The sequence below is a fragment of the Brevibacterium sp. Lmc1 genome, from assembly GCF_057654315.1.
This window is the reverse complement of the sequence record NZ_CM172803.1, coordinates 3657061-3669099: the sequence shown is the minus strand read 5'-3', so window position 1 is coordinate 3669099 and position 12039 is coordinate 3657061. Positions and strand designations below refer to the sequence as shown.

The 12039-nt window shown below is 65.2% G+C and carries 8 protein-coding genes; 4 read left to right on the top strand and 4 right to left on the bottom strand.

The window, feature by feature from the left end; translation table 11 throughout:
* Window positions 1-199: 199 nt before the first annotated feature.
* A complete protein-coding gene (locus AC239G_RS16480; RefSeq protein ID WP_487489324.1) occupies window positions 200-1636 on the bottom strand; it encodes an APC family permease in 1437 nt (478 codons plus the stop codon).
* A 311-nt stretch (window positions 1637-1947) separates the two neighbouring features.
* Between AC239G_RS16480 and AC239G_RS16475 the strand changes: the two genes are divergently transcribed.
* Window positions 1948-3030: an MBL fold metallo-hydrolase gene (locus AC239G_RS16475; protein WP_487489323.1), complete on the top strand. Its 1083-nt coding sequence runs from the start codon at window positions 1948-1950 to the stop codon at window positions 3028-3030.
* Window positions 3031-3074: 44 nt separating this feature from the next.
* Complete coding sequence (locus AC239G_RS16470; protein ID WP_139467950.1) at window positions 3075-4322, top strand: C45 family autoproteolytic acyltransferase/hydrolase; 1248 nt, start codon at window positions 3075-3077, stop codon at window positions 4320-4322.
* Between the two features lie 15 nt (window positions 4323-4337).
* Here AC239G_RS16470 and AC239G_RS16465 read toward each other — a convergent pair whose 3' ends face one another.
* The 3 genes from AC239G_RS16465 to AC239G_RS16455 form a co-directional block, all read right to left on the bottom strand.
* Entirely contained in the window at window positions 4338-5354 is a 1017-nt protein-coding gene (locus AC239G_RS16465; protein ID WP_139467951.1) for a hypothetical protein, read from the bottom strand.
* 97 nt (window positions 5355-5451) lie between these two features.
* A complete protein-coding gene (locus tag AC239G_RS16460) occupies window positions 5452-6114 on the bottom strand; it encodes a TetR/AcrR family transcriptional regulator (protein ID WP_248283891.1) in 663 nt (220 codons plus the stop codon).
* On the bottom strand, window positions 6111-6236 hold the full coding sequence (locus AC239G_RS16455) for a hypothetical protein (protein ID WP_258233247.1): 126 nt from the start codon (window positions 6234-6236) through the stop codon (window positions 6111-6113). The genes AC239G_RS16460 and AC239G_RS16455 overlap by 4 nt, the downstream gene beginning before the upstream one ends.
* 81 nt (window positions 6237-6317) lie before the next feature.
* Here AC239G_RS16455 and AC239G_RS16450 point away from each other — a divergent pair, with 81 nt between their 5' ends.
* On the top strand, window positions 6318-9311 hold the full coding sequence (locus AC239G_RS16450) for an MMPL family transporter (protein ID WP_487489322.1): 2994 nt from the start codon (window positions 6318-6320) through the stop codon (window positions 9309-9311).
* Window positions 9308-11698: a YhgE/Pip family protein gene (locus tag AC239G_RS16445; protein WP_487489321.1), complete on the top strand. Its 2391-nt coding sequence runs from the start codon at window positions 9308-9310 to the stop codon at window positions 11696-11698. Before AC239G_RS16450 ends, AC239G_RS16445 begins: the two co-directional genes overlap by 4 nt.
* Window positions 11699-12039 lie beyond the last annotated feature (341 nt).

Below are 12039 nucleotides of genomic sequence, written 5' to 3'. Positions count from 1 at the left end.
CTAGGCAGACCTACCGATAACCGCGCTTCGCCTTGAACGACGGGATTTCAGCGATGCAGCGCTTGAACGGCACGCCCAGCGCTAAGTGTCGTAACTCGCGGGTTCGAAATTCATGCGCACTGATCAAGATCACCGCGTATGAATTTCGAAGCCGCTCATAGACACCGTTGGGCCGATAGTGCACTCAGGTGCCGACCGCTCAGCCCCGGACCGGTGCTCCCGCCTCGGGAGCCTCGCCAGCCCCGGGCGTCCCAGCGCCGTCCCCGGCCTCAGGCGCCTCCGGTTCGGACATCTCGGCATCGGCCTCGGGGTCGTCGAAGCTGCGCACCGAACGCTTGAATCCGCGGGTCAGCACGGCCAGGTAGATGATGCCGATCGCCAGCCACACGAGGCCGCCGATGAGCGCGGTCCCATGCAGGCTCACCCACAGGACTCCTGTGAGGATCGCTCCGATGGCGGGCATCACGACGTAGCTGAACGCCGACTTGAAGTCCTTGACCTGCTTGGTCCGGAAGGCGTAGTGCGCAATGACAGTGAGGTTGACGAAGGTGAAGGCGATGAGCGCACCGAAGTTGATGAGCGCCGAGATGAGTTCGAGGCTGAACGACATCGCCAGCAGGCACACCGCACCGACGAGCACGATGTTGAACACCGGAGTGTGCGTCTTCGGGTTGATGTAGCCGAAGGCCCTGCGCGGCAGCACCCCATTGCGGCCCATCACGAGCATCATCCGCGACACCGACGCATGCGAGGCCAGCCCCGAGGCGGCGGTCGCAGCGAATGCCGCAGCCACGAAGAACAGCTGGAACACGTGGCCGCCGGTGATCATGCCGATCTCCGGCAGCGGATCGTCGACGATGGTGAACTGCGAATTGTCGGGGAAGAGCAGCTGCGCGAAATAGCCGGCGACGAGGAAGATGAGACCGCCGGCGAGAACGGTGAGCATGATCGCCTTCGGCATGAGGCTGACGTGCTTCGCCTCGTTCGTGTACATCGTCACCGCATCGAAGCCGATGAACGAGAAGCACACGACAGTCGCACCGGTGAGGACCGCGCCGAGGTGGACGCCATGATGGATGAACGGCTCCGGACTGAACACGACTCCGGCCCCTTCGCCGGCGTTGAGCTGCATGACGGCGAGCACGCAGAACGTGGCGACGAGGACGACCGCGAAGACGAGGAGGACGCCGTTGATGTTCGCCGTTCCCCGCATCGAGGACAGGACGATGCCGGTCATGACGATCGTATAGACGATGACCCACACCCACGGGGGCGCATCGGGGACCATCGACTCCATGTAGAGCCGGATGATGAGGCAGTTGACCATCGGCAGCAGCAGATAGTCCAGGAGGGAGGTCCACCCGACGAGGAAGCCGAGCCCCGGTGACATCGTCTCCCGCGTATAGGTGTAGGCCGACCCCGCGGTCGGGAAGACCCTGACCATCTTGCCGTAGCTGAAGGCCGTGAAGATCATGACGATGAGAGCCACGAGGTACGCCGCCGGAACTGCTCCGTTCGTCTGTTCGGAGACGATTCCGAACGTGTCGAAGACGACCGTCGGCGTCATATAGCCGAGCCCGAGTCCGACGATGGACCACAGTCCGAGGTTGCGCTTCAGTGAGCCAGAGGCAGCCATATCAATCCTCCCCAATGAGTCTTGCCGCCCGCCGGGCCGTCGACGTCGCCATCGATGACCGGCCCGGAAGTGATGTGCGTCATGATCTTAACGCTCAAGGTACTGAAAACGAAACCATCGCCGAGGATCGGGACGGGTATCAGTGTGAAATCGTGACCTTTCCGATGAAAACCGTCAATAACAGCAACGATATCGGTAGTCAGGTCGGGTGGTGCCGTGCCCAGTTATCGAACGAACCGTCAGCGCCGACGCGAAACAGAGTAGATTGCAGTCAACGGACAATGTGGCCCCACGAGAGGTGTGAGAGCAGTATGGCGATCGAAACGCTCAGTTCCCAGCAGTCGGCGGCATGGAAGGATCGAGTCCTGCCGCCGGTCGAACAGGTCGCCGAAGGTGTCTGGGCCCTCCCGGTCCCGATCCCCAACAATCCTCTCGTCTACACCTACTGCTATGCCCTCGCCGACGGCACCGGCGTCGTCCTCATCGACCCGGGCTGGGATGGCAAGGATCAGTACCTGGCGCTCACCTCGGCGCTTAACGACCTCGGCTTCACGGTCACCGATATCCACGGAATCGCGATCACCCACTATCACCGCGACCACATCGGGCTCGTGCCCGCACTCCTCGCGAAGAACCCCGACGCCTGGGTCGCCATGCACGGCGAGGACCTGCGCGCGATCAAACGCTTCTACACCAACGCCGTCGACCTCGGCACCGGCATCGACCCCAACCTCAACATCGCCCGCGCCTATGGTGTCCCCGAGGACCGCTGGGCCGAAGTCGAAAGCCTCCAGGTCGGATCGAGCAAGGGCAGGTCGAAGAGCGCCTCGATGGACCTGTACAGACAGGCGATGAGCCGGCTGCCCGAGAACATCCACGTCCTCGATGACGGCACCGAACTCCCGCTCGACGAAGGTCGAGTGACGGCAATGTGGACGCCGGGGCACACCTACGGGCACTCGGCGTTCGTCCGCGACGAGGGCAAACTGTTCTTCTCTGGCGACCATGTGCTGCCGACGATCACCCCGAACATCGGCCTCGATTCCGGGGCGATCACGCACAGCCTCGGCGATTATCTGCGCTCACTGGAGAAGATCGGCGAGCTCGACGAGGACGTGGCGGTGCTGCCGGCCCACGGCTTCCGCTTCACCGGACTCCATGACCGCAAGGTCGAACTCGTCGAACACCATCACGAGCGCCTCGGCGAGATCCGCGCCCGCATGGAGGCCACCGACGACCACAGCGTCTACTCGATCGCGGCGGGCCTGCACTGGTCCCGCGGCTTCGAGAGCCTGCACAACTTCAACCTCTTCGCCGCCCTTGCCGAAACCGCCGCGCACATGCATTATCTCGGTATCGACATCGGCGTCGGCTCTCTCGTCGGCAAGGACTGAGCCGGGCCCGGCCTGAAGAAGAGAGACAGCAAGGAGGAACCAGCATGAGCACCGAATTCGTTCCCGCCGCCGAGGTGCGGCCCGTGACCTTCGCCGTCCATGCGAGCGACCACGTCGAACGCGGCCACCGCCGTGGCGAGGAGCTGCGCACGGGAATCGCCTCCACCTTGGACGCGTATCGGCGCTACTTCTCGCATCTGTCCATCACCGAGGCGGCCGTGCACTCGGCAGCAACGTCGAGTTGGCAGCGACTCCAGCAATGGTGGCCGACCGGCGCCGAGGAAGTCGAAGCCGTAGCCGCCGGAGCGGGAATCGATGTCCCCGAACTGATGGAGATCGTCGCCCGGACGGAGATCATGACCCAGGCACCGGCCGCGCCGACCGAATGCTCGACCGTGAGCCACACCAGTCCTGGCGCCTCCGTGGCCGCACAGAACTGGGATTGGGCGGCGGACTTCTCCACTCTGTGGCACTTCAACGATGTCGGTGCCGTGCCCGGGCAGCACCGGCATGTGGGCATCGCCGAGTTCGGAATGCTCGGCAAGATCGGTCTCAACGAGGCCGGCGTCGGCGTCCTGCTCAACATCCTCAAGCACCGGAACGATGCGCCTGGTGGAGTGCCCATCCACATGATCCTCGCCCGTGTCCTGGCCGAAGCGGGCACCCTCGCCGAGGCGCTTGAGATCATCGACTCCGCCCCGACGTCATCATCGTCGATCATCACCGTCATCACCGCCGAGGCGGCCGTCCAGGTCGAGATCGCCGGCGAGCTCAAGCGCGAGCGACGGGCCCGCGCGAGCAGTGGGGCCGATGGGGAGACGGGGGAGTCCGGATTCCTCATCCACACAAACCATTTCCTGCACCCGGATCTGCTCGACGGTGCGCTCGAGCTGCGCCCCGATTCGACCTCGCAGGAACGGTACCGTCACCTCGCCGAGGCGGTCGTGCGCTTCGAAGCCGAACGTGCGCTGGCGCGTGGCGGAGAGCCCCCTGCTGATGGTGCCGCCGAGTCCGACAGCGCCGCCCATACCGACGGTGCCGCTGAGCCCGACGGCGCTGCCTCGACCGACGGTGCGAAGAACGCGCCCGTCGCGGTCGGAGATCTCACGAAGCTGCTGACGACTGGACCGGGAGACGCGCCTGTGTGCTGCACTCCGGCGCCCGGCGCCGCCTACGGGGATCGTTCGGCGACCCTGGTGAGCGTGCGCATCGATCCGGCGCGCAAACAGATCGACCTCGCACCCGGGTCACCGGCCGACGGTCTGCACGGAAACCGCCGCTTCCAACTCTGAACCGGCGGCGGCCGCTCAGTTCTCGTCTGCTCCGTCCGTCGCACTGGCGGAATCATCGGAACTCTCGTCCGCCTCGGCGGCTTCCTGCTCGCGCATCTCGATGACCGCGTCGAGGGCGGACGCGATCGCATCGTCGTTCTCCAGTGCGGCTTGGATGAGTCGCCACGGCACGAGGTCGAGATTCTGATCGCCGACGACGAAGCGGATGAACGGCTGCCTGCTGCGCGGATCATCGGCTTCGAGTTCGGCGCCGTAGCGCCACTGGCCGAAGGCGATGCGGCGCACCGTCTCACCGATGAAGCGCATGGCACCGGCGGTGAAGGGGGTCTCGTCCTCGGCGATCATGTCGTCGGGGCCGTCGTAGCGGACCGCGACCTGCCTGCCCAGACGGGCGAGGCTCTCCCGGTCGAAGCCCCACGAACTCGGATCGGCCTGCTCCTGAGTCCAGGCGGCGATGCCCGGTTCGACGGTGCCGATGAAGCGGGTGAGGAATTCGACCTCCTCCTCGCTCGAGTTCTCGGCGTTGAGCACCCCGAGGGAGAGCCCCGTGCACTTGCGGCGCGGTTGGCCGTCCCCGCCGAGGAGCTCCCTGGCCTTGTCGAGCACTGCGGTGAACACCTCGGCGCTGCGCTGGTCGACGGCGGCCAGCACGATTCCCACCAGCGGGATCGGCTCACCGGCGGCCGGGCCGTCGGCATTGTCGGGGCGGATGAATGGCATCCCGTTGCCTGTCGACTCGTCGTGGTCCCAGACCCCGCCGATCGCACGCAGATAGGTTTCGCCGAGGTAGCGGATGAGTCCTTCGAAGAAGCGGCGGTTCTCCGGCTTGAGGATCTCTTCGGTGTTCGGGAACTTCGAGAGCACGAAGAGTTCGAGCATCGGCAGTGATTTCGGCCCGAAGTCCTTCGGGAACTTCACGGTCTCCCCGTCCTCCTTCTCGAAGGTTTCGGGGAGGTCGGCGAGGACGAACGCGCCGAGGCGGACGTCCATATTGTTGATGAAAGCAGAGAATTCGCGCTGGAGTTCGTTCACGGGCACCACCTTAGTGCCTCGAGCCGGTTCGTCGAGCGCGTTCAGACCTTGTCATAGGGGCAGAAGCCTCCAGGTATCGCTGTCGGGGCAGAAGCGTTCAGACCTCGGCGTCGGGACAGAAATCGATGAGGTGCATGAGGACCTCGACGATGAGGCTCGGATCGATGTCGACGTGCTCGTCCATCTTCTTCCCGGCCGCCGCAGTCAGGGCGATCCGGTTGAACACGGAGATGATGACCGTGAGGAAGTCGCCGAGCGGCTGCTTCGTCGTGGCGCCGGCGACATCGAGGGCCGTGGTCACGAGTGCGGCCAGCCGATCGAGCTGAGTGGCGTTGAGTTCGACATACCGGGCGTGGAGATGCGGAACCCGCAGGCAGTAGAGCTCGATCTCCTGTTCCGTGATCGTCTCGGCCACGGTCTGCTTCTTCTCATTGAAGACATCGTCGATGAACTGCGTCATCAGCGCTTTGATCTCCGGCACCTCGGCAGTGGCCATGAGCTGCTCGGACCACCGCTGGATCGTGGCATCGAGGCGATCAAGGTTCTCCGAGATGCGCATCTCGATGATCGCGAGCACCAGATCGTCACGGCTGGAGAAGTTCGAATAGAACGCCCCTCTGGTCAGGCCTCCGGCCTCGCAGATCTCCTCGATCGAGGCGCCGTCGATGCCGCGGACGGCGAAGACCGAGGTGCCGGCCTGAACGAGGGTGGATCGGGTCTGGCGTCTGCGTGGGCTGAGTTCGTCTGTGTTCATCGTCATTTCGTTGCGGTGGGGTCGGCGATGGCCAAGGTGGTGCAGTTCTCTGCGCCGGCATCGGAGCCGGCAGCGACGGCGTGGCGGAGAGCGAGGCGCCTGAGCATCTCATGGGAATCCTCGCTCAACCTGGGATCCATTTGCATGGAGGGTGGGTATTGCACAACAATACAATACTGTATCCAATACACTTTTGTATCGAGGTTTTCGTGTCAACTTTCCTCTACGCCCTGGGCCGTCGTGCGTATCGGACCCCGTGGCGCTTCATCGCCGCGTGGCTGCTGATCTTCGTCCTCGTCGGAGCCGGAGTCGCCGCCTTCTCCAAGGACTTCGACAATGACTTCACACTCCCGGGTTCGGAGGCGCAGACGGCTCTGAACTCGATGAAGTCGACGTTCCCCGAAGCCGCCGGCGTCTCCGCCTCGGTGATCGTCGTCGCCGACGACGGAGACTCGGTCGAGGATGCGAAGTACAAGGACGCGATCGAAGACGAGATCGACCGCATCGAGGACCTCCCGCACGTCGACACGGTGACCTCCCCGTATTCCGACCTCGTCGAGGGTGCCATCAGCAAGGACGAGACGGCGGCCATGATCTCCGTCCAATACGACGGCACTCAGCAGGACGTCGGGGAGGACGCCGGCGACAACCTCATCGAGGCGCTCGACCCGCTGCGCGATGCCCTGCCCGGAGCGCAGGTCGAAGGCGGCGGTGAGCTCTTCCAGATCACCGGTGTCGAGATCTCCTGGGTCGAAGGCATCGGCGTCGTCATCGCCTTCATCGTCCTCCTGCTCACACTCGGTTCCTTCCGAGCCGCGGGAATGCCGCTGATCACTGCGCTCATCGGCGTCGGCATCTCCGTGCTGCTCATCGTCGGCGGCACCGCGTTCGCGACGATCAACTCCTCCTCGATCATGCTTGCGCTCATGCTCGGCCTGGCCGTGGGCATCGACTACGCACTCTTCATCGTCTCCCGCGCCCGCGACCTCCTCGCCGAAGGCCACGACCCCGTCGAGGCGGCCGGACGCGCCGTCGCGACGGCCGGGTCCGCCGTCGTCTTCGCGGGCATGACCGTGATGATCGCACTCCTCGGCCTGTCCCTGGCCGGCATCCCCTTCCTCACGATCATGGGCATCGGCGCTTCCGGCTCCGTCGCCGTGGCCGTGATGATCTCCCTGACGATGGTCCCCGCCCTGCTGGGACTCGTGAAGTCCAAGATCACCCCGAAGCCGACGAAGCGCTACCGGAAGGCCTACGCCGCGGCCGCTCAGCGGGCGACGACGGGCACGACCGCCTCGGCGAAGGGATCATCGACCGGCACCGAGGCGGGGGACGGTTCCACAGGAACCCCCACTGTGGCGACCGACGCTTCCACAGGAACCCCCGCCGAGGCGACCGACCCGGCACTGCGGGAGAGGATCGCCGACGAGGCGCGCGCCGAGGGCGGCGACCCGTACCCGCCGACGATCATGAACAAGTTCTTCGCCGGGTGGCTCAAGGTCGTCACGAAGATCCCGCTGCTGACGATCGTCGTCATCGTCGGCGGCCTCGCGCTCTTCGCGATCCCTGCCACCCAGCTCCAACTGTCCCTGCCCACCGCAGGCGACCAGGAGCAGGGCACCCCGGCACGGGCGACCTACGACCTCATCGACGAGCACTTCGGACCCGGCTACAACGGGCCCCTGGTCATGACCAGCCAGATCGTGACGAGCGACGATCCGCTCGGAGACGTCGAGGAGATCGAGAAGCGCATCGAGAAGGTCGACGGCGTCGAACAGGTCATCATGGCCACCCCGAACCGGGACGCGACCGTCGGGCTCTTCCAGATCATTCCGACGACGGCCTCCGACGACCCGGCGACCCTCGACACGGTCGATCGGCTGCGGGACCTGAGCACGGAGATCGAGGACGACTTCGACTTCGACACCGCCGTCACCGGTGCCACCGCGATCCAGATCGACGTCTCCGACCAGCTCGGCAAGGCTCTGGTGCCCTTCGGCATCTTCGTCGTCGGACTCTCCATCATCCTGCTCATGATGGTCTTCCGCTCCGTGGCGGTGCCGATCAAGGCCACCGGTGGGTTCCTCCTCTCCGTCTTCGCCTCCTTCGGCACGGTCGTCCTCGTCTTCCACGACGGACTCTTCGCCGGCCCCTTGGGCATCGACGGGACGGGACCGGTCATCAGCTTCCTGCCGATCATCGTCATGGGCATCCTCTTCGGCCTCGCGATGGACTACGAGGTGTTCCTCGTCTCGGGCATGCGCGAAGCCTATGTCCACGGCTCCTCGGCCAAGGACGCCATCAGAGCCGGATTCGCCTCCTCCGCCCGCGTCGTCTCGGCCGCAGCGATCATCATGTTCTCCGTCTTCGCGGCCTTCGTGCCCGCCGGCGAACCGATCATCAAGTCGATCGCGCTCGCCCTGGCCGCCGGCATCTTCGTCGACGCCTTCCTCGTGCGCATGTCGCTGGTGCCCGCGATCATGCAGCTGCTCGGCGACAAGGCCTGGTGGCTGCCGAAGTGGCTCGATCGGATCCTGCCGCGCCTCGACGTCGAAGGAGAGGGCCTCGCCCACGAAGTGGCCCTGCGCGACTGGCCGGAGCCGAACTCGGACTACCGGGTCTACGGACGCGGAATCGGCGTGTACTCCGGAGACCGCGGCTTCGCCCGCGTCGACATCTCCCTGCTGCCCGGCCAGATCCTCGTCGCCAGCGGCGATTCCCGCCGAGCCCTCCTGCTCGCCGTGTCCGGCCGCGTCGGACTCACGGCCGGGGAGATGAAGATCGGCCAGAACGTCCTGCCCGAACACGCCGGACGGGTCCGCCGACAGGTTCCCTACCTCGACCTCAACCGGGGCGAAGCCGACCGGATGATCAGTCCGCGCGACATCTCTCGGATGGCCGCCTCGGCGCCGGATCTGCTCGTCATCGACGGGGCGGAGAAGCTCGCGGCCGGGGCACGGGAATCGGCCGGACCGGCACGGGATCTGCGCGATCTGCTGCCGCAGCTCGTCGCCGAAGGCGCCACCGTCATCCTCGGCCTGCCCGACGGGGATGTGACAGGGATCTTCGATCCCGAAACGAACTACTTCCACCTCGACCTCGACGAGGCTCGACCCGATGAGCGGGGCGGAACCGACAGCGAATCAGACGGCGAACACACCCACGCCGTCGACAGCACCAACATGGAAGGTGTGCAGTCGTGAGACTCGAACGTGCGAACTCGAAGAAGCCGGTGAACTGGCTCTCCCTCCTCGGGCTGGTCCTCATCCCGATCATCGTGGCGGCCGGATTCATCCTCGCCACGTGGAAGAGCGGCGATCGTCTCGAGACCATCGAAGCCGCCATCGTCAACAACGACGATGGAGCGAAGGTCGACGGCAAGACCGTGCCGATCGGCCGTCAGCTGACCAGCGGTCTGGTGGGTGAGGACGAGAACAACATCCACTGGGTCATCACCGATGAAGAGGATGCGCAGAACGGGCTGTCCGACGGCACATACGCCGCGAAGCTGACGATTCCCGAGGGCTTCTCCCGCGCTGTGACCTCGGTCGATGATGCGAAGTCGGCGACGCAGACGCAGCTCGACGTCGACGTCTCCGGGACCGCTCCCGCGCTCGATACGCAGATCTCCCGATCCGTCGCCGAGGTGGCGCGGACGACCTTCAACACGCAGATGACCGAGAACTACCTCGACAACATCTACGTGGGCTTCAATAAGATGGGCGATCAGATGAAGGACCTCGGCGACGCAGCCGGGGAACTCGACAAGGGTGCCGAAGGCCTCAAGGAAGGCACCGGACAATCGGCCGAAGGCGCCGGCGAGCTGTCCAAAGGCATGAAGCAGCTCAGTGACAACGGCGGCGAGCTCAAGTCCGGAGCCACGGAGCTGTCGAAGGGCGCCGGCGAACTGTCCAAGGGTGCCTCGGAGATGTCCGGGGGGCTGAACGAACTCGACAAGAAGACCTCGAAGCTGCCCGACAGCACGCAGAAGCTGGCCGACGGCTCCGGTGAGCTCTCCGACGGCGTCGACGAATACACGAAGTCCATCGACGAGATCATCAAGGGCTTCGCCGGATCCGGCGACTCGGGCGAAGGCGGCCTCGGCGACATCACCAAGGGCGGCAAGGAACTCGAGAAGGGCGCCGACGGTGTGTCCAAGGGCGCCTCAGGCCTCTCCGACGGACTGCACCAGTACCGAGACGGGCTGAAGCAGAAGGCCGATGGTGCCGACAAGCTCGCTGCCTCGAAACCTGATCTCGACAAGCTTGTCGAAGAGGGCATCATGAGCAAGTCCGAGGCGAAGCAGGCACGGGCCGAGATGTGCCCGACCGGAACTCCCGACCAGGTCTGTCAGGGCATCGAACAGGCCTATGCCCAGGGACTGCTCAACGGCACTTCGGGCGGTCTGAACGGAGCCGTGGACGGACTCGAGCAGGAGCAGAACGGCTCGTCCCTCCTCGGCGGGTCCGATGAACTCGCCAAGGGTGCTTCGGAGCTCTCCGACGGCGTGACCAAGTTCGTCAAGGGACTCGAGGACGGCCTCGGCGATCTGACGAAGGGCATGGAGGACATCTCGAAGAACGCCCCGAAGCTGCTCGAGGCCTCGAAGGGACTGCGTGACGGTGCCGCCGGGGTCGCCGACGGCAACCAGCAGCTCGCCGACGGTATGCCGGCCCTGTCCAAGGGCATCGGCAAGGTCGCCGACGGTTCCTCGGAACTCTCCGACGGTGCCGGTCAGCTCAGCGATGGGCTGAGCGAATACAGCACCGGTGTCGGCAAGTACACCGACGGCGTCTCCGAGGCCGCAACCGGCACCTCCGAACTCTCAGCCGGCCTCGACAAGCTCGATGAGGGTGCGGGCAAGTACGCGAAGGGCGTGAGCAAGTTCGCCGACGGCGTCAAGGACGGTGCGGATGAAGTGCCGTCCTATACGGCTCCGGAACGTGACCGCTTGGCCAAGGTCGCCTCGGCGAATATCGCATCCCCGGACACGGACAGCGTCACGGATGTGCTGGCGGGATCGACGATCGCCCTGCTCATCATGCTCGCCCTGTGGATCGGCGGACTCGTGACCTACACGGTGCTCAAGCCGATCCCGGCATGGGCTCTGCTCTCGACGAAGTCTTCGTTCGCTGTGTGGGCGCGCGGACTGCTGCCCGGCCTCGTCGTCGGCGTGCTGCAGGCGCTCGTGCTCTCGATCCTCGCGGTCACCGTGATGGACATCGACGCGATCCAAGGCTTCGACATCGCAGTGCTCACATTCGTCTCAGCGATCGTGTTCATGATCCTGAACTTCGCCCTCGTGGCGTGGTTCGGGGGAGTGGGCCGGTTCCTCTCGGTCATCGCCGTCGTGCTGGCCGTGGCAGGTCGGACGATCGGGGCGGTGCCGCAGTTCTTCGACTTCGTCGCGCCGATCCTGCCGCTGACTCCGTCGATGAACGGCTTCGCAGCGATCGCCGCGGGCACCAGCGGGCAGGCAGCCGCATACGGCGGACTGCTGGCCTGGGCGGTCATCGGCATCGTGATGTCGCTGCTGGCCATCGTCCGGGCCCGGACCACGAAGCCCGAAGCCGCCCTCGAAATGGCGTAGCCGCCGAGGCGCCGCGCTGCGCGGCGCAGCACGGCGCCTCTGCGTAGCGCAACGCGTCGCATCACGGCGCCTCTGCGAACAGCCCAGTCTGAGTTGAATAGCCCATGTTTGAAACAGGGCCATTCACCCCAGACTGGGCTGCTCGCATTCGGTGCTCGGCCGCCGAGACCGTTTCGGGACACCCGTTTCTGAAATGCTCAATTTCCTCCATGTGCATTACAGAGAGGGGTGTACCGAACCTCTCCTCGCCTGCTTGCTAACGGCCCAGTTTGAGTTGGGCAGCTCCTGTTTGAACAGAGGCTATTCAGTGGAAACTGGGCCGTCGGCGCCCGTGGGGCCGC

Excerpts from the sequence above, each read along its gene's own strand:
- AC239G_RS16480 (WP_487489324.1), bottom strand. The coding sequence starts at position 1,636 with ATGGCTGCCTCTGGCTCACTGAAGCGCAACCTCGGACTGTGGTCCATC.
- AC239G_RS16460 (WP_248283891.1), bottom strand. The coding sequence starts at position 6,114 with ATGACGATGAACACAGACGAACTCAGCCCACGCAGACGCCAGACCCGA.
- AC239G_RS16470 (WP_139467950.1), top strand. The coding sequence starts at position 3,075 with ATGAGCACCGAATTCGTTCCCGCCGCCGAGGTGCGGCCCGTGACCTTC.
- AC239G_RS16475 (WP_487489323.1), top strand. The coding sequence starts at position 1,948 with ATGGCGATCGAAACGCTCAGTTCCCAGCAGTCGGCGGCATGGAAGGAT.